Source organism: Staphylococcus xylosus (assembly GCF_002732165.1).
In the GTDB taxonomy this organism is placed as follows: domain Bacteria; phylum Bacillota; class Bacilli; order Staphylococcales; family Staphylococcaceae; genus Staphylococcus; species Staphylococcus xylosus.
This window is the reverse complement of the sequence record NZ_MRZO01000002.1, coordinates 60975-85667: the sequence shown is the minus strand read 5'-3', so window position 1 is coordinate 85667 and position 24693 is coordinate 60975. Positions and strand designations below refer to the sequence as shown.

10 protein-coding genes and 2 pseudogenes are annotated in these 24693 nt (G+C 33.4%); 10 read left to right on the top strand and 2 right to left on the bottom strand.

The annotated features are described in order from the left end of the window. The first annotated feature begins 25 nt into the window (after positions 1–25). The 5 genes from BTM19_RS03810 (at position 26) to BTM19_RS03790 (ending at position 19595) form a co-directional block, all read left to right on the top strand. Positions 26–16822: a non-ribosomal peptide synthetase gene (locus BTM19_RS03810; protein ID WP_099265737.1), complete on the top strand. Its 16797-nt coding sequence runs from the start codon at positions 26–28 to the stop codon at positions 16820–16822. 77 nt (positions 16823–16899) lie between these two features. Then, positions 16900–17532 carry a 4'-phosphopantetheinyl transferase family protein gene (locus BTM19_RS03805; RefSeq protein ID WP_051664362.1) on the top strand — a complete coding sequence of 211 codons (633 nt, stop codon included), beginning with the start codon at positions 16900–16902 and terminating at the stop codon, positions 17530–17532. Positions 17533–17543: 11 nt separating this feature from the next. Next, a complete protein-coding gene (locus BTM19_RS03800) occupies positions 17544–18239 on the top strand; it encodes a thioesterase II family protein (protein WP_029378819.1) in 696 nt (231 codons plus the stop codon). Positions 18240–18479: 240 nt separating this feature from the next. Further along, positions 18480–18722, top strand: a complete 243-nt coding sequence (rpsR, locus tag BTM19_RS03795; protein WP_002484306.1) for a 30S ribosomal protein S18 — start codon at positions 18480–18482, stop codon at positions 18720–18722. 630 nt (positions 18723–19352) lie between these two features. Continuing rightward, positions 19353–19595, top strand: a complete 243-nt coding sequence (locus BTM19_RS03790) for a hypothetical protein (RefSeq protein ID WP_029378820.1) — start codon at positions 19353–19355, stop codon at positions 19593–19595. A gap of 159 nt (positions 19596–19754) precedes the next feature. Here BTM19_RS03790 and BTM19_RS03785 read toward each other — a convergent pair whose 3' ends face one another. After that, a complete protein-coding gene (locus tag BTM19_RS03785) occupies positions 19755–20510 on the bottom strand; it encodes a sulfite exporter TauE/SafE family protein (RefSeq protein WP_029378821.1) in 756 nt (251 codons plus the stop codon). Then, on the bottom strand, positions 20510–20770 hold the full coding sequence (gene cstR, locus BTM19_RS03780) for a persulfide-sensing transcriptional repressor CstR (protein WP_019468539.1): 261 nt from the start codon (positions 20768–20770) through the stop codon (positions 20510–20512). The genes BTM19_RS03785 and cstR overlap by 1 nt, the downstream gene beginning before the upstream one ends. A gap of 137 nt (positions 20771–20907) precedes the next feature. Here cstR and BTM19_RS03775 point away from each other — a divergent pair, with 137 nt between their 5' ends. The 5 genes and pseudogenes from BTM19_RS03775 (at position 20908) to BTM19_RS03755 (ending at position 24681) form a co-directional block, all read left to right on the top strand. Next, complete coding sequence (locus BTM19_RS03775) at positions 20908–21975, top strand: DsrE/DsrF/DrsH-like family protein (protein WP_029378822.1); 1068 nt, start codon at positions 20908–20910, stop codon at positions 21973–21975. Between the two features lie 30 nt (positions 21976–22005). Further along, positions 22006–23340, top strand: coding sequence for a persulfide dioxygenase-sulfurtransferase CstB (gene cstB / locus BTM19_RS03770; RefSeq protein ID WP_029378823.1), 1335 nt, complete (start codon positions 22006–22008; stop codon positions 23338–23340). 16 nt (positions 23341–23356) lie between these two features. Continuing rightward, positions 23357–23589: pseudogene (locus tag BTM19_RS03765) on the top strand (pyridine nucleotide-disulfide oxidoreductase); the annotation flags it as partial. Beyond that, positions 23577–24169: pseudogene (locus BTM19_RS03760) on the top strand (AAA family ATPase); the annotation flags it as partial. The pseudogenes BTM19_RS03765 and BTM19_RS03760, both read left to right, overlap by 13 nt. A gap of 323 nt (positions 24170–24492) precedes the next feature. Further along, a complete protein-coding gene (locus tag BTM19_RS03755) occupies positions 24493–24681 on the top strand; it encodes a hypothetical protein (RefSeq protein WP_029378825.1) in 189 nt (62 codons plus the stop codon). Positions 24682–24693 lie beyond the last annotated feature (12 nt).

The following is a 24693-nucleotide window of genomic DNA, read 5'->3' as shown; positions in this document are numbered from 1 at the left end:
TATATTTATAGGGGGGCAGCTTTAATTGGCAAATACAAAATTGTTATCATACGCACAAAAGGAAATTTTACAAATAGAACAATTTTATGAGAACACTAGCATTAATAATATTGCTGGTATTGTTCATATGAATAATGGTTTAGGATATGACGAAGTAAATGAAGCCTTCAATAAAATCATAGAGCAACATGACACGTTAAGAATAAGAGTTACTAGAGAAGAAGGAGAATACAAGCAGTATCTAGTGGACTATGAGCATCAAAATTTTGAGTTTATAGACTTTTATCAAGATGAAGTTGGTTATGATAAGTGGGTACGAGAAAGTGCTACTATGAATATCTTTAACTTAGATGAACCGCTTTATAGAGTGATCATAGCGAAAGCGCCTCAGGGACATTATGTAATATTCTTGTTACAACACCATTTGATTAGTGATGCATGGGGTGTAACAATTGTTGTAGACAACCTATCTAAAAAATTAGTGGGTAAAGAAGATATAGAGACAGAAAGTGCTACCTATTTTGAAGCTATTGCTACAGAAATGGATTATGAAACAACTAAACGTTTCACAAAAGATAAAGATTTTTGGTTAGAAAAATTAGAAAATTTCGAAGATAACATTCTTTTTGAGAAGACAACATTGGATAGTGCAGTTGGTAAGAGAATAAGTATTAACTTGTTAGATCAAGAAGCTGAAAATGTTAAACGTTTTTGTGAAGAAAATGATGTGAGTATTAGTAACCTTTTTTCAGCAATAATGCATGTAATTAAACACAAAAAAACATTGTCTAAAATTAATTCTGTTGGATTGCTGATACATAATAGAAATAACCGAAAAGAAAAAACCTCCACAGGAGTATTTTCAAGAGTATTACCCATAATTGTTGAAATGGATAAAGAAGCAACTGTTAAATCTTACTTAAACAAGATTAAGCTAGAAAGTCTTAATGTACTAAAACATAGAAAATACCCATACGAGTATATTGTTGAAAATAGTGGGAATAAAAAAGGTTTAGTAGACTGCTTTGTGTCCTTCCAAAATGCACAATACGATGCTGAATTTATGAATGATGGTTTCCGAGATGAATGGTTAGACAACGGGACAAACAATGCGCCATTAAGTGTTAACATCAGTAATAGAAGTAGTAAGAATGGTTTGGATATAGACTATGATTATCAAATTGATGTATTGGATGAAGCAGGCGTTTATCAATTGCATGAGACGATTTTACATGTCTTGAATAGCATGATTGAAGCACCAGAACGTAAAATTAAAGACATTGAAATTGTTTCAGGTGAAGAAAGAGAAACGATTTTAAATGACTTTAACAATACTGATTTAGCATTGAATAACAGTCAATCATTTATTGAACGATTTGAAGAACAAGTATCTAAATTTCCAAATAAAACAGCGATCAAATATGAAGGAGAAAGTTTAACTTATAAAGCGTTCAATGCCAAGGTCAATCAAATGGCATATCGTTTGCGTTCTGAAGGCGTTGAAGCAGAGTCTCTTGTTGCAGTAATGGCTAATAGAAGCCTAGAAATGTTAGTGGCTATCTATGGAATTATTAAAGCAGGTGGCGCTTATGTTCCAATAGACCCTAATTATCCAGCAGACCGTATTAACTACATTTTAGAAGATAGCAAAGCAACAGTACTCTTGACGGATAATGAATTGAAAGAAACAATCTCATATGATCAGAAAGTGATTGATATCTCTGATAATGAAACATTTGCCTCACTCCCTACTGACAATTTAGAGCATATTACAGACGTAAACAATTTAATGTATGTGATCTATACATCAGGCACAACAGGTAAGCCTAAAGGGGTTCTTGTTTCAGGGGAAAGTTTAATGAATCGTCTGAATTGGCTGATAAATAAGTATGATATTGGCAATGAAGATATTGTCTTCTTCAAAACACCATTTACGTTTGACGTATCTGTATGGGAAGTATTTGGCTTCGGAATGATTGGTGCCCAAGCAGTACTATTACCTTCAGGTGAAGAAGGTAACCCTGAAAAAATCACTTCAGTTATACAAAACGATACGCCTACAATGGTACACTTTGTGCCTTCTATGTTTAACGTGTTTATTAACTTTATTAAAGCGACAAACCAAACCCAAATGATTTCAAGTCTAAGATATATCTTAGCGAGTGGGGAAGCGCTAAAACCGAGTATCGTAAATCAATTTAACGAACTTATTGGTAATAAAAATAATACACAATTAATTAATTTATATGGCCCAACAGAAGCAACAATTGATGTTACGAGTTTTGACTTTGACCATAATGTTAAATATGATGTCGTGCCAATTGGTAAGCCGATTGCAAACACACAAGCTTATATTTTAAATGAAGATAACAATGTAATGGGCATTGGCGTACCAGGTGAATTATGTATCGGGGGTATTAACGTTACAAGAGGTTACCTGAATCGTCCTGAATTAACACAAGAAAAATTCGTTGATAATCCATTTGGAGAGGGCAAAATATACCGTACAGGTGATTTGGCTCAATGGAATAATGACGGCAATATTTCTTATTTAGGCCGTATAGATGAACAAGTTAAAATTCGTGGTTACCGTATCGAATTAGGTGAAATTGAGAGCATTTTGCGTAAGAACGATGACATTTTAAATGTTGCAGTTGTTGCTAAGCCTATTATTGATGATGAGTTATCAATTTGTACTTATATTGTTTCGGACCAATCGGTAGATTTCGAAACGTTAAAAGCTGAATTAAGCCAACAATTACCTGAATACATGGTGCCAAGTTATATGATGCAAGTTGACGAGTTACCTGTATCTTCAAGTGGTAAGTTAAATAAAAAAGCATTGCCAGAAATAAAAGTAGGAAATTTGGAATATGTTGCGCCTAGAAATGATATGGAAGCAATGGTCGTTGATATATTTAGCACTACATTAAATGTAGAACGCGTAAGTATCTTTGACAACTTTTTTGAAATTGGTGGACATTCACTAAAAGCAATTAGTGTAATAAATGAGATCGAAAGTAAAACTAACAAGCGTTTGCCTTTGAAAAAAATATTTGATAATCCAACAGCTGCACTACTTTCAAAAGTGATAGATAACGAAGTGAGCGACGTGATTGAACGTCGTATTCCTTTAGCAGATACTAAACCATATTATCTAACTTCTTCGCCACAAAAACGTTTGTATGTTTTAAATGAAATGGTGGACGGACAAACTGCTTACAATATGGCGAGTATGTTAGAAATTCGTGGTGATGTTGATGTAGAGCGCGTGAGAAATACATTCCAAGCGCTAGTGGATCGTCATGAAGCATTGAGAACGCATTTTGATACTGTTGATGGTGAACCAGTTCAAATCATCGATGACGAAGGTAGTATACAGATTGATTATGAAGAAACGCAAACAGAAGATTACGATACATTATTGAGTGATTTTGTTAAACCGTTTGATTTAACAACAGCACCTTTATTAAGAGTTAAAGTTGTTAAGTGTGCAGAGAAACAATACATTTTATTATTTGATATGCATCATATTATTTCTGATGGATTCTCTATTAATCTCATTATTAAAGAATTCACAGCACTGTATAAAGGTCGTACATTAGATGAATTAACAGTACAATACAAAGATTATAGTGAGTGGATGCGTTCACGTGATTTAGATGAACAACGTCAATTCTGGGTATCTCAATTTGAAGAGGAAGCGCCAGTACTCGACTTGCCATACGATTATGCTAGACCAAATCAACAAAGCTTTACAGGTAGAACCGTAAGTATGGACATGCCAGAAAAGACAAGAAATGCTATTAATCAACTGTCTCAAGAAACTGGCACTACAGATTATATGATTCTATTATCGTCATTTATGGTGCTATTGCATAAATATAGTAGACAAGAGGATATAGTTGTAGGTAGTCCTATTTCTGGTCGTACGCACAAAGATACAGAAAATATGTTGGGTATGTTTGTTAATACGTTAGCAATGCGCTCTAATCCAGAACGTAACAAATCATTTAAACAATTATTAGCAGAAGTTAAAGATACATCATTGCAAGCTTTTGATAACCAAGAATATCCGTTAGAAGCACTTGTAGATGAAATTGTAGAAAAACGTGATTTAACACGTAACCCATTATTTGATGTGCTCTTCACATTACAAAACAACGAAAATGAAACTTTCCAAATTGATGATTGGTCAACAGAACAAAAAGAGGCTTCGTTTACTAATGCAAAATTTGATTTGAGTATGACAGTTTATGACAATAATGGTTATAAAATTGCCCTAGAATATGCTCAAGAACTCTTTGAACAAGATACAATTGAGCGTATGTTAACACACTTTATGGAATTACTTTCAAATATAGCAGATGAACCAACAGCTAAGATTAGTGAAATTGAAATGGTGACACAAAATGAAAGAGACGTCATATTTAATGACTTTAATAATACGACGGTACCATTTAATAATACACAAACATTTGTTGAGCGCTTTGAAAATCAAGTTGCGAAGACACCAGATAAAACTGCAATTTCATATGAAGGTGAAAGCTTAAGTTACCACGCATTAAATGAACGTGCGAACCAATTAGCATATCAATTACGTAATGAAGGCGTGACAGCAAATTCTCTTGTCGCATTAATGACGAATCGCCGTCTAGAAATGATTATTGGCATTTACGGTATTCTTAAAGCGGGTGGTGCATATGTGCCTGTGGATCCAAATTATCCTAAAGATCGTATTAATTATATTTTAGAGGATAGCCAAGCAACTGTATTATTAACTGATAGAACACCAGATAGTGACATTGTTTATGATAATAAAGTGATTGATATTACGAAAAACCAAGTACTGAAAACATTGCCGACAACTAATTTAGAACACATCACAGATGTCTCTAATTTGATGTATGTTATCTATACATCTGGAACTACTGGTCGTCCGAAAGGCGTTTTAGTTGCTGGTGAAAGTGTACTGAATAGATTGAATTGGGTCTATGATAAATATCATATCGATAGCGATGATATTATTTGTTTCAAGACACCATTTACCTTTGATGTATCAGTTTGGGAGATTTTCGGTTTTGCAATGGTTGGTGCACAAGCTGTGCTACTACCTTCAGGTGAAGAAGGTAATCCTGAACAAATCACTTCTCTAATTCAAACATCTGAAGCAACAATGGTTCACTTTGTGCCGTCTATGTTTAATGTATTTATTAATTACATTAAAGGTACAAAGCAAGCACACTTAGTTTCTAGCTTAAGATATGTTTTAGCAAGTGGTGAGGCTCTTAAACCGGAATTAGTAAACCAGTTTAATGAATATATTGGTGGGAAAAATAACACACAATTGATTAACTTGTATGGTCCGACTGAAGCAACGATTGATGTGACAAGTTTTGAAACATACAGTGATGTTCACTATACGAATATTCCAATCGGTAAACCAATTGCCAATACACAAGCTTATATTTTAGATGAAGATAACCATGTGATGGGTATCGGTGTTTCTGGAGAGCTCGTTATAGGTGGAGTGAATGTTACAGAAGGTTATTTAAACCGTCCTGAATTGACACAAGAAAAATTTGTCGACAACCCATTTGGCGAAGGCAAACTATATCGTACAGGAGATTTAGCTCGCTGGAATGCTGATGGTAATATTTCATACTCTGGCCGTATAGATGAACAAGTTAAAATTCGCGGTTACCGTATTGAATTAGGCGAAATTGAAAGTGTCTTACGTCAGAATAACGCTATTTTAGATGTAGCAGTTATCACGAAACCTATGATTGATGACGAATTAGCGATTTGTGTTTATATAGTGTCTGATCAAGTTATTGATTTTGATACAGTGAAAACGGAATTAAATCATAAGTTACCTGACTATATGGTTCCGTCTTATATGACTCAAATAGATGAGTTACCAGTGTCTTCAAGCGGTAAGTTAAACAAACGCGCGCTACCAGAAATTAAAGTTGAAGGTAAGGTTTATGTAGCACCTGAAACAGAAACAGAATCTATGTTAGCTTCTATTTTTGAGACTGTTTTAAATATTGAGAAGGTAAGTACAAATGATAACTTCTTTGAAATTGGTGGTCATTCGTTAAAAGCAATCGGTATTATTAATAAGATTGAGAGTGAAGTTGGCAAACGATTACCATTGAAATTAGTGTTCGAAAGTCCTACTATTGCACAACTTGCAAAAGTGGTAGACACTTATACTGATAATGGCAATAGTCAAAGTATCCCTCAAGCTGAAAGTAAACCGTATTATTTAGCATCTTCACCACAAAAACGTCTATATGTTTTAAATGAAATGGTAGATGGTCAAACAGCGTATAACATGCCGAGCATGTTAGAAATTCAAGGTAATGTTGATGTATCACGTGTAGAAGACGTATTCCAAAAATTAGTGGATCGTCACGAAGCGTTAAGAACACATTTTGAAACGATAAAAGGTGAGCCGGTTCAAGTAATCAATGACTCAGCAACTATCGTTGTAGATTACCAAGAAATTAATGCAGAAGACGAATTTGCTTTATTAAATGAATTTGTCCAACCGTTTGAATTAAGTCAAGCGCCGTTATTAAGAGTTAAAATAGCTAAAATAGCTGAACAACGCTATGTACTACTTTATGACATGCATCATATTATTTCTGATGGTTTCTCAATCAACATCATCATGAAAGAATTCTCAGCTTTATATCATGAACAAGCTTTAGAGCCATTAAGCGTACAATATAAAGATTATAGTGAGTGGATGCAAGCACGTGACTTAAATAAACAACGTGAATTTTGGTTATCACAATTTGAAGATGAAGCGCCAGTCATAGATTTACCTTATGACTACGCTAGACCTAATCAACAAAGTTTTACTGGTAAAACAGTGAGTGTGGAAATGCCTGAGGACGTTCAAAAGGCTATCCATCAATTGTCTCAAACGACAGGCAGCACGGATTATATGATTCTATTGTCATCATTCATGGTGCTATTGCATAAATATAGTAGACAAGAGGATGTTGTCGTAGGTAGTCCAATTTCAGGACGTACACACAGAGATACTGAGGATATGCTAGGTATGTTCGTTAATACTTTAGCAATGCGTTCATATCCAGAAAGAAATAAAACATTTAGCCAATTATTAGATGAAGTTAGAGAACTAGCTTTAAAAGCTTATGATAACCAAGAATATCCTTTAGAAGCATTATTAGATGAAGTTGTAGAAAAACGTGATTTAACACGTAATCCATTATTTGATGTGCTGTTCACGTTACAAAATAATGAAAAACAAGGCTTACAAATAGATGATTGGTTAATACAGGAAAAAGAAACTTCAAATACAAATGCAAAATTTGATTTGAGTATGACTATTCATGAAAACGAAGACTATAAAGTTTCGTTAGAATATGCACAAGAGTTGTTCAGTGAAGACACAGTGGAACGCATGTTAGCGCATTTTGTAGAAATAATTTCTAGTGTGGTGCGTCGTCCTGAACAGAATATTAGTGATATTGAAATTATCACTGATACTGAAAGAGAAATCATTTTAAATCAATTTAATGATACCGAATTAGAATTAACTAATTCTGTGACTTTTGTAGAACGTTTCGAAAAACAAGTCGAACAAACGCCAAATAAAACTGCAATTACATTTGAAGATGAACACTTAACTTATCAAGCGTTAAATGAACGTGCGAATCAAGTAGCATATCAATTGCGCAACGAAGGCGTAAAACCAAATGACTTAGTTGGTATTATGTCTCAACGTCGTTTAGAAATGATGATCGGTATATACGGTATCTTGAAAGCTGGTGGCGCCTATGTGCCATTAGATCCAAATCATCCACATGAACGTACGAACTTCATCTTGAAAGACAGCAATCCACGCGTCTTGCTAACAGATGAAAAAATAGACTATAGCATTAAATTTGATAATGAAATCATTAAATTAACTAATAATACATTTATTAATAATTTACCGACAGAGAATTTACCTCTTGTAACAGATGAAACAAACTTAATGTATATCATCTATACATCAGGTACGACAGGTAAGCCGAAGGGGGTTATGGTACCTTACAGTAGTGTTATGAATCGTTTAAACTGGATGGTTGATTACTTCGGTTTAGGTACAGAAGATAAAGTATTATTTAAAACACCATTTACGTTTGACGTATCTATTTGGGAAGTCTTTGGATGGGCAGTCATGGGTGGCGAAATTATCATGTTGCGTTCAGGAGAAGAAAGCAACCCAGAGAAGATTGCTTCAGTAATCAATCAACACGATATCACAATGACTCATTTTGTCCCATCAATGTTAAGCGTCTTTATCGATTTCATCAAAACAAGTCGTAAAACGTCTGAAATTGCTTCATTAAATCATGTATTTACAAGTGGTGAAGCATTAAAAGCAGATCACGTTAACAACTTTAATGACCTAGTCGGTTCAAGAAATCAAACATTACTTTACAATTTATATGGTCCTACGGAAACGACGGTTGAGGTAACATACTATCCTGTCTTTGCAGGTCAGTCATACTCAGAAGTACCTATTGGTAGACCTATAGCTAATACTCAAGCATACATTATGAATGAGGATAATAATTTATTAGGTATTGGCGTGCCAGGTGAACTTTGTATAGGAGGCGTGGCTGTATCAAATGGCTATTTAAATAGACCAGAATTAACTGCCGAAAAATTTGTAGATAATCCATTCAGTGAAGGAAAAATGTATCGTACTGGAGATTTAGTGAAATGGACGCCAGATGGTCTTCTTGATTACATCGGCCGTATCGATGAGCAAGTTAAAATTCGTGGTTATCGTATTGAACTTGGCGAAATCGAAAGTTCAATTGCTCAAATTGATAACATTTCAGCAGTTGCAGTAGTTACACAATCAGACGAAAATAATGCAGATTTAATGATTGCTGCATATGTAGTCTCAGATGATGTAGTCGATTTTGATACTATTAAAACAAAGCTTGGGAAACAATTACCTGACTATATGATTCCTACATTGATGATGCAAATTGACAATTTACCAGTGACAGCGAACGGTAAATTAGATAAAAAAGGACTGCCAAAAATCAAACTTGAAAACAAAGACTACGTGGAACCAAGGGATGCAACAGAAGCGACGATTGCAGAAGTGTATGGTGATGTATTAAATCTTGATAATGTTAGTGCTTTGGATAATTTCTTTGAAATAGGCGGACATTCATTGAGAGCAATTAGCGTAATTAATGAAATTGAAAGCAAGATGTCTGTACGTCTACCATTGAAAGCTATTTTCGAAAATCCAACAGTATCACAATTGGCTAAGGCAATTGGTAGTCATGCTGACGAATTAAGCAGCCAAACTATTCCATTAGCAGAAACAAAAGCGCACTATTTAGCTTCATCACCACAAAAACGCCTTTATGTTTTAAATGAAATGATGGATGGTCAAATGGCTTATAATATGCCAAGTATGTTAGAAGTGCGCGGAGAAGTAGATGTTGAACGTGTACAAAGTGCATTCCAAAGCTTAGTGAATCGTCATGAAGCATTGAGAACACATTTTGATACAGTAGATAGTGAACCAGTTCAAATTATAGATGAACAGGCAAACATTACGGTTGATTATGAAGAAGTATCAACTGAAGACTATGAACAACTCTTAAATCGCTTTATTAGACCTTTCAATTTAGCGCATGCACCATTACTCAGAGTGAAAGTAGTTAAATGTGCCGAGCAGCGTTACGTATTGCTATTCGATATGCATCATATTATCTCTGATGGTTTTTCAATTAACCTAATCATTAAAGAATTCACTGCTTTATATCACGGACAAGCGTTAGAAGCCTTGACTGCGCAATATAAAGATTATAGTGAATGGATGCATACACGTGATTTAAGTGATCAACGTACCTTCTGGTTATCACAATTTGAAGAAGATGCACCGGTGCTAGATTTACCTTATGATCACGCGCGCTCTATTGAACAAAGTTACACAGGTAAGTCTGTAAGTGTGGAAGTGCCAGAAGAATTGCGTCAAGAGATACAAGAGTTGTCACAAACAACAGGTAGTACGAACTTTATGATTCTATTGGCTGCATTTAATGTACTATTGCATAAGTATAGTCGCCAAGAAGATATTGTTGTCGGTAGTCCTATTTCAGGAAGAACACACAAAGATACAGAAAATATGCTAGGTATGTTTGTAAATACGTTAGCTATGCGTGCATATCCAGAAAGAAGTAAAACGTTTAACGAATTACTCTCTGAAGTGAAAGATACCGCATTGAAAGCATATGATAATCAAGAATATCCATTAGAAGATCTTGTAGATGAAGTAGTTGAAACGCGTGACTTAACACGTAATCCATTATTTGATGTGCTATTCACATTACAAAACAATGAAACAGAAAGCCTTCAAATAGAAGATTGGTCCATTGAACAGAAAGAACCATCAACGACTAACGCCAAATTTGATTTAAGTATGACGATTTTTGATGATGATGGTTATAAAATTTCATTAGAGTTTGCAGAAGAATTGTTTAATCAGGAGACAGTTGTGCGCATGCTAGATCATTACTTAGAAATATTGAAGCATAGTGTTCAACAACCTGAACAAAAAATCAGTGACCTTCAAATGATTACCAAAGAAGAAGAGGCTACAATATTTAATGAATTCAACGATACAGCTGTTCCGTTCAACAACAACAAAACTTTTGTGGAAATCTTTGAAGCACAAGTAGCTAAGACACCTAATGAAATAGCTCTTACCTACGAAGGTGAAAGTTTAACTTATGCAACGTTAAATGCTAGAGCAAACCAACTTGCGAACTATTTACGCATTGAAGGTGTTCAACCTAATACGCTCGTTGGATTGATGACAAATCGTCGTCTAGAAATGATGATTGGTATTTACGGTATTCTCAAAGCTGGTGGTGCTTATGTTCCTATCGATCCAAACTATCCTAGTGATCGTATCAACTACATTTTAGGAGATAGTCAACCAAACGTATTGTTAACTGACCAAACATTAGATGAGACAATTGACTTTAATAAAGCAGTATTGAACTTAACAGACACTTCAATAATAGAGACACAATCAACAGATAATTTATCTAAAGTTACAGATGTCACAGACTTAATGTACGTTATTTATACATCTGGTACAACAGGTAAGCCAAAAGGCGTTATGGTACCGTATAAAGGCGTAATGAACCGTCTGCATTGGATGATTGATAAATACTATATCAGCAATGAAGATACGATTTTATTTAAGACACCATTTACGTTTGATGTTTCTGTTTGGGAGATATTCGGACCAACTATGGTTGGTGGCCAAGCGATACTCTTACCTTCAGGTGAAGAAAGTAATCCTGAAAAAATAACTTCACTTATTGATCATCACAACATTACAATGGTTCACTTTGTACCATCTATGTTAGGTGTGTTTATTGACTTTATTAAATCAACTAATAGAGTAGAAGATATTGCTACAGTTAATTATGTACTTGCTAGTGGTGAAGCGTTAAAAGCAGAACAAGTAAATCAATTTAATACTTTAATTGGTGGACCAAACAATGCATTGTTGATCGATTTATATGGTCCAACAGAGGCTTCGATCGAAGTGATTTATTACCCATGTACACCGGGTGAAACGTATGACAAGATTCCAATTGGTCGTCCAATCGCTAACATTCAAGCTTATATTATGAATGAAGATGAAAGTTTGATGGGTATCGGTGTTCCGGGAGAATTATGTATCGGTGGCGTAGGTGTTACGAATGGTTACTTAAATCGACCTGATTTGACGGACGAGAAATTTATTGATAATCCATTTGGTGAAGGTAAATTATATCGTACAGGCGACTTGGCAAAATGGAGTACGACAGGTAATGTTGAATATCTTGGCCGTATTGATGAGCAAGTTAAGATTCGTGGCTATCGTATTGAGTTAGGTGAAATTGAAAGTTTATTACGTCAGATTGATTTGATTTCCGACGTAGCAGTCGTTGCTAAACCAATGGCTGGCGAAGAATTAGCAATTTGTGCTTATTTAGTTTCAGATGAAAGCGTTGATTTCGATGAGATTAAATCACAACTTAATCAAAACTTACCAGACTATATGGTGCCAACATATATGACTCAAATAGATATTTTACCAGTAACATCAAATGGTAAATTAGATAAAAAACAACTGCCTGAAATCCAGGTTGAAAGTGAAAATTATGTTGCTCCTACAAATGATATTGAAGAAATGCTCACAAATATTTTTGGTGAAGTATTAAATATTGAACGAGTAAGTATATACGATAATTTCTTTGAAGTAGGTGGGCACTCACTAAAAGCCATCAATGTGATTAATAAAATCGAAGGTGAAACTGGTATACGTTTACCATTAAAAGTAATATTTGAAAGTCCTACAGTTGCACAACTTGGAAAAGTGTTAAATGACCAAGAAAGTAGTTTGAATGGACAAAATATTCCTACAGCAGAATCGAAGTCATACTATCTCGCATCTTCACCACAAAAACGTTTATATGTGTTGAATGAAATGGTGCAAGGTCAAACGGCTTACAATATGCCAAGTATGCTAGAAATTAATGGTGTCGTTGATGTAGCGCGTGTTGAAGATGTATTCCAAAGCTTAGTGGAGCGTCACGAAGCATTGAGAACTCATTTTGAAACGATAGATGGTGAGCCTGTACAAATTATAGATGAACAGGCAAACATAACTGTAGATTATGAAGCAACAGATATTGACGATTATGAAACATTATTAAATGACTTCGTAAGACCGTTTAATTTAAGACAATCACCACTGTTAAGAGTGAAAATCGTTAAATTGGCTGAGCAACGTCATATCTTACTCTTTGATATTCACCACATTATTTCGGATGGTTTCTCTATTAATCTAATCATTAAAGAATTTATCGCACTATATCACGAAAGAACTTTAGATAAGCTGAAAGTACAGTACAAAGATTATAGTGAATGGATGCATAACCGTGATTTAAGCGGTCAACGTACATTCTGGTTATCTCAATTCGAAGATGAAGCACCAGTATTGGATTTACCTTATGATCATTCAAGACCTAAACAACAAAGCTTTACAGGTAAAACTGTATCAGCTGAAATGCCTAAAGAGACAAGAGACGCATTACATGAATTAGCTCAAAAAACTAATAGTACAGATTATATGATTCTACTATCTTCATTTATGATTTTATTGCATAAATATAGTAGACAAGAAGACGTAGTTATAGGTAGTCCAATCTCAGGGCGTACGCACCAAGATACAGATAATTTATTAGGTATGTTTGTTAATACGTTGCCAATGCGTGCTTATCCTGAAAATAACAAAGCGTTTGAACAATTTTTAGATGAAGTGAGAGATACTGCATTAAAAGCATATGACAACCAAGAGTATCCATTAGAAGAATTAGTGGATGAGGTTGTAGAAAGACGTGACTTAACACGTAATCCACTCTTTGACGTGCTCTTCACGTTACAAAATAATGAAACACAAGATCTTCAAATTGAAGATTGGGACATTAAAGAAAAACGAGCAACTAACACAAAAGCTAAGTTTGACTTAAATATGATGATTGAAGATGACGAAGCATACAAAGTGTCATTAGAATACGCTGCAGAATTGTTTGAACCACAAACAGTTGAACGTATGTTGAATCACTATCTGAAAATATTAAGCGAAGTAGTAAAACATCCGGCCCAAAATATCAGTGATATTGATATGACAACAGAAGAAGAGAGAACACAAATTCTCGGTGCATTTAACGATACGTATGCCGAATTACCTAATAAGCAAACATTTGTTGAGCGTTTTGAAAAGCAAGTTGCGAATACACCAGATCAAACAGCTATCACATTTGAAGGCGAAAGTTTAACTTACAAAGAACTGAATGTACGTGTTAACCAGCTAGCCCATAAATTACGTACAGAAGGAGTAGAAGCTAATTCACTTGTAGGTTTAATGACAAATCGTAGTATAGAAATGATGGTAAGTATATACGGAATATTAAAAGCTGGTGGTGCTTATGTACCAATGGATCCTAGTCAACCTAGTGACCGTATTAACTATATTTTGAATGATAGTCAACCAACATTGTTGATTACAGATCGCCCATTAGATACAAGTATTGAATTTGATAGAAAGGTAATTGACGTAACTAAGAAAGATGCGCTTGCTAATCTATCAACGGACAATTTAAACCACATTACAGATGTATCTGATTTAATGTATGTAATATATACGTCAGGTACGACAGGTAATCCTAAAGGGGTAGTTGTCCCTTATGAAGGCGTGATGAACCGTCTGAATTGGATGATTGATGAATATGACTTTAATGAAGAAGAGATCATCATGTTTAAAACACCATATACATTTGATGTATCAGTTTGGGAGATTTTCGGATTCGCTATGGTAGGTGCACAAGCGGTGTTACTACCATCTGGGGAAGAAGGAAACCCAAGTAAAATTACGTCACTAATTCAACAACATGCAATCACTATGATTCATTTTGTACCTTCGATGTTAGGCGTGTTTGTTGATTATATTAAATCGACAAATGAAGTGGCTGAAATAGCATCTATTAATACAGTACTTGCAACAGGTGAAGCGCTCAAATCTGAACAAGCAAACCGCTTTAATTCAGTAATTGGTCAACCAAATGATACATTGCTTATTGATTTATATGGTCCGACAGAAGCATCAATTGAGGTAACTTATAATCCGTTACCACCAACTCAGGAGTACGATATTATAACAATTGGTCGACCAATTGCTAATGTGCAAATGTATGTTCTAAATAATAATAATCAACATACAGGTATAGGCGTTCCAGGGGAGCTTTGTATAGCAGGTGTTGCAGTAACAGATGGTTATCTCAATCGTCCAGAATTAACACAACAACAGTTTATTGATAATCCGTTTGGTACAGGAAAAGTATACCGTACAGGTGACTTAGCAAAATGGACAACGGATGGAGAAATAGAATATTTAGGTCGTATAGACGAACAAGTTAAGATTCGTGGTTATCGTATTGAACTTGGTGAAATTTCTAGCCACTTACTACGTATTGAAAATATTTCTGATGCAGGTGTCATTGCTAAACCGATGGCTGGCGAAGAACTAGCAATTTGTGCATACCTTGTAGCTGATCAACCAATTTCATTTGCTGATATTAAAATTGAACTTGCACGCAAAGTACCAGACTATATGGTGCCAGCTTATATGACGCAAATAGAACAGTTGCCGGTTACATCTAATGGTAAGTTAAACAAGCGCGCATTACCTGAAATTGAAGTTGAAAGACAGGAGTTTGTTGAACCTAGAAATGAAATCGAAGCAGATGTTGTTCAAGCAATGGAAGAAGTATTAAATACCGATAGTATAAGTATTTATGACAACTTCTTTGAAATTGGTGGCGATTCTATCATAGCGATTAAACTGACATCGTTATTATCAAAATCATATAACATTTCAATTAAAGATATTTTCGAACTACAAACGATTGACCGTATCAGTGAGTCTATAGCTGCAAAAGATCAAACAAATATTCTAACTAAGTTAGAAACACTTAAAAATATAGATACTGCACAAGGACATCAATTCAGTAGTGAATTTATTCAAGAAATTAATGAATATAAAGAAGAAAGTGTAGAAAATTATGAAGTTATTAGTTCCGGAGCAGTCAAAAAAGGTAAAAATGTGTTGCTCACTGGTGCTACTGGATTCTTTGGTATATACATGTTGAACAATTTATTAGAAGATACAGATTTCAATATTTATGTCATGGTAAGAAGTAATAATGAGGTTAACGGAGAAACGAAATTGAAGCGTAACTGGATTTATTACTTTGAATCTCAAATTGGTGCTGAATATGCAGAAAGAATCCATATCATTGAAGGTAATATCGAACTAGAAAAACTAGGCATGGCATCAGAAACTTACGAGTCTTTATCTCAAAATATCGATATGATTGTAAACGCTGCGGCGAATGTGAGTCACTTTGCGACGACAGATGCTTCATACGGCGCAAACGTAGGCGGCATTGAACAACTCATTCAATTTGCTAAATACAATCAACCGAAAGAGATTCACCACATGTCTACAATTTCTATTGCTTCAGGTAAGGTAGACGACAAAGCACAGTTAACATTCTCAGAACATGACTTAGATTTAGGTCAGGTAATGAATAATGTTTACTTAGATACTAAGATAGAAGCTGAAAAAGTATTGATTGCTAGTAGAGAGCAAGGTGTAGAAACAAATATTTACAGATTGGGTAATTTACAATGTGATTCTCGTACAGGAGTATTCCAGAAAAATGAAGAAAACAATGCTTTCTATAGTATTATAAAATCATTTAGAAACCTAGAAATATTCCCAGATTTAGAAAATGATGACTTAGAATTTACACCTGTTGATCAGGCAGCTAAAGCATGTAGCCAATTGATTAAAAATAATCAATTAAATAACGAGATTCATCATATATATAATAACCATCACCTTTCACTTAAACAATTGATGCATGTGTATAATCAAAATAATTATCATATTGAAGATGTACAATGGAATGAATTTGTCGATTACTTAATGTATTGTATTAAAGAAAATATAATGAGTGATCAAATCAATGATTTCCTATTGCATACAGGTGTACTAGATAACAATATTTTCAACAAATCTCATTTTGAAGTATTAGATTTTAAAACTAATTTCATACTCGAAAAATTAAACTTCAAGTGGCAACCTACTGAAGATGTAACATTATCTAAAATGATTAGCCATCCAAAAAATAATTTCTAATTACAACTATGAAGTAGCAAAATAACAACTTGCTACTTCATTTGTTTTGATTGATTAAGTGATGTGGAAGTGTGAACGTGAAAAAAACGATATATGTATTAAATACACAGGGTTATGATTATCAGAATCTTAAGAGGCATCCTCAATACTCTAAATGGTTTAAGTATTATTGTGTACGAGCGCATTCAGGAATGCAATTTGAGCATATTCAATTTGGTGAAAATGCACATGGTAAACCAATCTTAAATTCACCTAAAGAGACACATATCAATGTGTCTCATACAGATGGTTGTTCAGTATGTGTTGTGAGTGACACGAATGTGGGCGTAGATGTGGAAAAAATTGAAACTATAGATTTAGATATTGCAAAAAAATACTTTGCATTATTAGAGTATCGATACATTAATGATGCACAAAGTTCAATTTCTCGATTTAATCGCTTTTTTGAAGTGTGGACAATGAAAGAGTGCTATTTAAAATTACTTGGTATAGGCATGTATAAAGCATTAGATTCTTTTTCTATTACACCAGTTCAAGGACGTTATCAACTTGTTGAAACTGAAGATGAAATGATGCATCGGTGTTCATTTTTTCATGATATTGTGTATGGGAAGTATGCATTATCAGTGATTTTAGATATAGATAACCATGATTTAGATGTAGAATTATTAGATATAACAAAGAATTTTAATACAGAATTTATACTTTAAGGGGCGAGTATATGGTTAAAACGACATTATTTTGTATACCATTTGCAGGTGGAAATAAAGCATTATATTATCCAATGAAGAACAATTTACCAAGTTATATTCAATTTAAGCCATTAGAATTACCAGGACGTGGTGAAAGATTAGTTGAAGAGGCGTTAGATAGCATTGATGATATGGTAGATGACTTAGTAAAGCAAATTATTAATGAAAAACCTGAAGAATTTATTCTATTAGGGTACAGTTTAGGAACAATATTAGCATATGAACTTTATTATAAATTGGATCAATTAGGTTATCGACCAAAGCATATGTTCCTTTGTGCGAGTGAACCAATTGGGTATTTGGATAAATATAATGATATAGAAGCCATGAATGATGAAGAATTCAAACAGTTTATAAGAGATAAAGGTGGCACATCGGAAGAAGTATTAAATCATGAAGAGTTATGGCAACTAGTGAAACCAGCATTGAAGAACGACTTTCTAGCAATTGATTATTATTGCGATAAGCCTAAGGAAAGACAAGTAGATATTAATTTGTCAGTATTTGTAGGGAAAGAAGATTCCATTTGTGCTCATACTTTATATAAATGGTCAGATCTGACAAAAGGTAAAGTAGATTATCGATTCTTTGAAGGTGATCATTTCTTTATAAATAATCATTATAAAGATATAAGTGAAGAAGTAAAATTAGTACTTAATGGTTAAATATTTAATTTATTTCAAGTTTAGTGAGTTTATTTATTCTGAACGTGTTGACAAATAGTCCATAATTTTATAAGATTAATATTACACATGCACACACACGCAAAGATTTAATACAATGTTTCACACGCATTCTAAATCTTTTACTAATAGAAAATAAAAACACATGAATCATAATAAATGATTAATAAACATTAAAACTAGACGGTATTTAAAAAAATAAATTAAAGGGAGGCAGTTACCATGGCAGGTGGACCAAGAAGAGGCGGACGTCGTCGTAAAAAAGTTTGTTATTTCACAGCAAACGGTATTACACACATCGACTATAAAGATACAGAATTATTAAAACGTTTTATCTCAGAACGCGGTAAAATTTTACCACGTCGTGTAACAGGTACTTCAGCTAAATATCAACGTATGTTGACATTAGCTATTAAACGTTCTCGTCATATGGCATTATTACCATATGTTAAAGAAGAACAATAATAGATATTGTATCTGAAAACCCCGTAGGCATATACCTACGGGGTTATTTTTGTTTTATTAGTATTAATACATATAAAGCTTAGTATTTTAATAACGAATAATAGTGAAAAGACAAGCGATTTTTATCGATTGTTAAAGATGAATAAGCTAGAAAACTATAATTGTAATGGTTTATAATATTAAATAATACATAAAAGATGAATAAAAAAATGGATTAAATAATATAGGCGTGGCAAAACTAATTTTTATATGTTACGCTATACACACGAAGTACCTCCAGTACTTCATCCGTGATAAACCACCTTTCGAGGTGGTTTATTTTTGGATTTTGGTCGTGGTATTTACGTCGTTTAACATCTTTTCTGTGTCTTGCATACTAAAGATGTTTGAGCTTTTGAGATAATTTATATTTTACTTATACAAGTATTTAACTTATAATAATTTTGCACGTCTTAGGGCGTGAGTGATTAAATGGGTCAATCTCTTATGCGTCCTATGACGTGTAGGGGAACGCAACTCCTTTAATCCTGTGGTCCTCTTAATAGAGGGCCTTTTTTTAAAATTAAGCTTTATTTAATATAGCCAACATATTATAATGGATACAATATAATATGTTAGGGGGAAAAGTTTATGACAATGCAAAAATTCACTGATATACAAAAAGAACGTATCATAAACATTATTGAGTTAAAGACTACAAACAAAGGTATTTGCAATTGCGATAACCCTAACATGAGAGTATTGGATGGCCAATACTATTTACCATTATTATCTGCTACTTATGGCAATGAACCCATTACGTTGATCAATGTTTTGTGTGAAAATTGTGGTAGATTAAGAACATATTCAAAAGATTTCTTTGAAAATAACTAACTTTTTACAATGTTTAAACTATTACACATAAATATAGATAATAAACGGACGACAAACCATTTGCTAATTTTAGCGTCAATATACTTGCTATATGAGAAGGTTTTAACTTTATAAATAAGAAAGAGAAGTACAAATATTAGTTGTACTTCTCTTTCTTATTTATAAAGCAATTTGAATAATTGCAATAATAATTAAAGTACTGATAATCCACTTTTGTACAAAACTAGGGACTCTTTTGCCTAATTTTAACCCTAATGGAGCAAAGATAATACTTCCTATTATTAAAAATAACGCGTCTTCTAAAGGAATGTAACCTTGTATAAGTTTAATGATAAAGGCGCCAATTGAAGATATAAAAGCAATTACTATACTATTAGCAGCCACCGTATTCATTGGTAATTTGAATAAAACTAACAATATAGGAATAATAATAAAAGCGCCGCCTGCTCCAACTATACCTGAAATGATACCAATGAAAAGACCAACCATAACTAATAATGGTTTGTTAAAGGAAGACTGATTTAAATTCGGTTTTACGTTAATAAACATTAAAATTAATGCGAGTAAAGCAATGATGATATATATCGTATTTACAAATGCAGCATTAAATAAATTTGCTAGGAGTGCGCCTAACATGCTCCCTGTAATCATACCTCCACTCATATAAATAACTAATGACGGGGAGAATTCTGTTTTTTTTCGCGCTTTTAATGACCCACTTAAAGTACTGAAAAAGACTTGACTGGAAGTAAGTCCTGAAGCGATGTATGCACTGTATGCAGGAACACCAAATAGTGGCGGTAATAATAAAATAGCTGGATAAATAATGATAGCACCACCGATACCTACTAGACCCGAAATAAAGCCTCCGAACACCCCAATAAGTAACATCATAATAACAGTTGAAATATCCATTATTTACTTTTTACCAATAAGTTAACGGCTTCATTAATCAATTCTTCTGAATTTTCACCATTATCCTCTGCTGCTTTTACACATTCTATTAAATTTTCACTAATGATAATTCCCATCAAACGTTGGATTGAACTTTTTGATGCACTGATTTGAGTAATGACATCTTTACAATCTTTTTCTTCTTCCATCATTTTAATAACGCCATTGAGTTGCCCTTGTATTCTATTAATACGATTAATCATTTTTTTATCATAATGCATAGTTATTTCCTCCACTTTTAATTGATTAAAATCATAATAATAGATAGAATCGAAAATGTCAAATACCCCATACGGTATTTGACAAGGTGTAAACAAACAGTTAATATACCCCTATAGGTATTTATTAGGAGGATATTATGAAACAATATAACGAAAACCATATCAACAATTTCAGTAAACAAGAATTAGAAAAATTGGGTGCACAAGGTCAACTGATTGACGTAAGAACACAAGAAGAATATGAGCTAGCACACATAAATGGTGCGACATTACATCCTGTAGATAAGATTAAATCGTTTAATAAAGGTAAAAACACAACCTATTTTGTACACTGTAAAAGTGGTACTAGAAGTACTAAAGCGAGCGAATATTTAGCTGAACAAGGCTACGATATCGTTAATTTAGACGGTGGCTATAAAGCATATGAAGCAAAAAACGAAGATAATAATACATTAGAAGAAAATACAAATGTAGAAATTAAAGCAGAGCGTAAACAACTTAACTATAGTGGTCTTCAATGTCCAGGTCCAATTGTAAACATCAGTAAAGAAATGAAAAATATTGAAGTAGGCGAGCAAATTGAAGTTACAGTGACTGACCCTGGTTTCCTTAGCGACATTAAAAGCTGGGTGAAACAAACAGGACATACGTTAGTTGAATTGGATGAAAGTAATAATGGAATTAATGCTATCATTCAAAAAGAAAAACCAAAAGACTTACAAGTGAATCATACTGCTAAAGGTACGACAATTGTACTATTTAGTGGAGAGTTAGATAAAGCAGTGGCAGCAATGATTATTGCGAATGGTGCTAAAGCTGCAGGAAGAGATGTAACCATCTTCTTTACTTTCTGGGGACTTAACGCGTTGAAAAAAGAGCAAACAGTTAACGTTAAAAAGAAAGGTGTCGCAAAAATGTTTGATTTTATGTTGCCAAAAACACCTTTGAAAATGCCACTCTCTAAAATGAATATGTTCGGTTTAGGTAATATCATGATGCGCTACGTAATGAAAAAGAAAAACGTTGATTCATTAACATCACTCATTAATCAGGCGATAGCTCAAGATATTAAATTAATCGCATGTACCATGAGCATGGATGTCATGGGCATTACAAAAGAAGAATTAAAAGATGAAGTTGAGTACGGCGGTGTAGGCACTTATATAGGTGATACCGAAAATGCGAATCATAATTTGTTCATCTAATTAAATCTATTAATAAAAGGAGTTTTTATTATGTTTTTTAAACAATTTTACGATAATCATTTATCTCAAGCATCTTATTTAGTTGGCTGTCAACGTACAGGGGAAGCAATGATAATTGACCCTGTACGTGACTTAACAAAATATATGGAAGTTGCAGATAACGAAGGTTTTAAAATTACACAAGCTGCAGAAACACATATTCACGCTGATTTTGCTTCTGGTATTCGAGATGTGGCAGAACGTTTAAACGCCAAAATATATGTATCTGGAGAAGGAGATGATCAATTAAGTTATAAAAATATGTCTGAACAAACACATTTTGTTAAACATCAAGATATTATTCATGTAGGTAACATTAAATTAGAAGTATTGCATACACCTGGTCATACTCCTGAGAGTATCAGTTTCTTACTCACTGATGAAGGTGGCGGCTCAAGCGTTCCAATGGGCTTATTTAGTGGTGATTTTATTTTTGTAGGTGATATCGGTAGACCCGATTTACTAGAAAAATCAGTTCAAGTCGAAGGTTCTACAGAAGTTAGTGCGAAACAAATGTATCAATCTATAGAAAGTGTTAAAGGTTTACCAGATTATATTCAAATTTGGCCAGGTCACGGTGCTGGAAGTCCTTGTGGTAAAGCATTAGGCGCCGTACCAATGTCTACGCTAGGTTATGAAAAAATAAATAACTGGGCATTTAGTGAAACTGATGAAACTAAATTCATTGAAACATTAACATCAAATCAACCAGCGCCACCACATCATTTTACACAAATGAAAAAAATTAACCAATTTGGTATGGAATTATATCAACCATACAATGTTTATCCTAGTTTAAGCAATGAAAAAATAGCATTTGATCTTCGTAGCAAAGAAGCCTTTCATGGTGGTCACACTAAAGGGACAATCAATATTCCTTACAACAAAAACTTTATTAACCAAATCGGTTGGTATTTAGATTATGAAAAAAGTATAGATTTGATTGGTGATAAATCTACCGTTGAACAAGCAGCGCATACTTTACAATTAATTGGTTTTAATAATGTAACAGGTTTCCGTTTGCCAAAAGCAGAAGTTAAAACGCAATCCATTCACAGTATGGATATAACCGGTAAAGAAGAACATGTACTGGATGTGCGTAATGATGAAGAGTGGAATAATGGGCATTTAGATCAAGCAGTCAATATTCCCCATGGTAAATTATTAAATGAAAATATTCCACTTAATAAAGAGGATAAAATATACGTACATTGTCAGTCGGGTGTTAGAAGTTCAATCGCAGTGGGTATCTTAGAAAACAAAGGATTTGAAAATGTTGTAAATATTAGAGAAGGCTATCAAGATTTTCCAGAATCATTAAAATAATTTGAGGGTGTGGAAAATCAGTAAGCATTATCAAATTGTTATTGTAGGTGGCCGTACAGCAGGTATTACCGTGGTATCAAGACTATTAAGAAAAAATCAAAGCTTAAAAGGAAAAATAGCACTTATAGGCCCTGATGAATATCATTATTATCAACAGTTATGGGCTTTGGTTGATGCTGGGTATCGAGTTTAAAAAGTTCTCGTAAAGATATGAAAAGTGTTATGCCTGAAGGTAATCAATGGATAAAATATTTTATACTGCACCAGCAGAAAACAGACTAAATTAAGAAATGATTTATAGAGTATCACTGCAAGTATTGATTTGGGTCAAAAAAGCATGTTGTAAATAAGTATGGACATGAACATAGTAAACATTATAGTGATATGTTTAAATATATTGATTTAATTATAGTAGATGAGATTGACCGCATTAAAGTGCAACATTTAGAGCAATTAAGGGCTATTTATGATGAACATAATTTAGCAATGATATTTATTGGTATGCGAGGTATAGAGAAAAAAACTATCTCGTTATCCTCAACTATATTCGCGTATAGGTTTTGTACATGAATTTGATAATCTAAGTAAAGACGAGACGCATCACATATTAGAATATAAGTGGTAAGATTTAGGATTTGATTTAAAACTCGAAGATTTTACTGATTATGAGGCAATAACGACGATTATTAAAATTACAAAAGAGAATTTTAGTCTGATCCATCGCTTATTTTCGCACATAGACAGAATTATGGATATAAATGGTTTAGATAAAATAAGTACAGAAGTCATAGAAACAGCTAGAGACAGTTTAGTTATAGGTATTCGATAATAAAAAAGCAACGTATTTTAATATAGTGCGTTGCTTTTTTTATTTATTAAGTAAAGTCATTATCATATACCAAGTAAAGTGACATTTTAGCGTTTGGTTTGTTTTTTTATCTCTCAAAACTCAATGTATGTTGAAAGTAATGAAATATTACTTTGCGTTTTTGGAGATAATAAAAAGGGTAGCATACTATAAAGACTACGCAAATAACCATTCCCCTATTTAACAGTTTACTGAGTAACTATTTCTAATTTAATTGTTCATGAAGTATTTAAAAAAACAAATAAGTATAATCATAATTTAATAAAGTGTGTGAGGTGATGAAGATGGCTGTATTAGCATTAGTTTTACATTTAGTGTGTCTATTATTAGTCTTAATTGCAGGTTTTGTGGCATTAAAAGAATTTAGAAAATCGTATAAAGAACGTAACCAAAGAAAAATTGATACTTTACTTGTGTTTGTACTTATAGTTGCATTAATAGCAATACTATCAAGTGTAATTATCGATTTATAATTTTTGAGCTTG

Coding starts and splice junctions, on each gene's coding strand:
- BTM19_RS03785 (WP_029378821.1), bottom strand. CDS start 20,510: ATGGATATTTCAACTGTTATTATGATGTTACTTATTGGGGTGTTCGGA.
- cstR (WP_019468539.1), bottom strand. CDS start 20,770: ATGCATTATGATAAAAAAATGATTAATCGTATTAATAGAATACAAGGG.
- rpsR (WP_002484306.1), top strand. CDS start 18,480: ATGGCAGGTGGACCAAGAAGAGGCGGACGTCGTCGTAAAAAAGTTTGT.
- BTM19_RS03790 (WP_029378820.1), top strand. CDS start 19,353: ATGACAATGCAAAAATTCACTGATATACAAAAAGAACGTATCATAAAC.
- BTM19_RS03755 (WP_029378825.1), top strand. CDS start 24,493: ATGGCTGTATTAGCATTAGTTTTACATTTAGTGTGTCTATTATTAGTC.
- BTM19_RS03800 (WP_029378819.1), top strand. CDS start 17,544: ATGGTTAAAACGACATTATTTTGTATACCATTTGCAGGTGGAAATAAA.
- BTM19_RS03775 (WP_029378822.1), top strand. CDS start 20,908: ATGAAACAATATAACGAAAACCATATCAACAATTTCAGTAAACAAGAA.
- cstB (WP_029378823.1), top strand. CDS start 22,006: ATGTTTTTTAAACAATTTTACGATAATCATTTATCTCAAGCATCTTAT.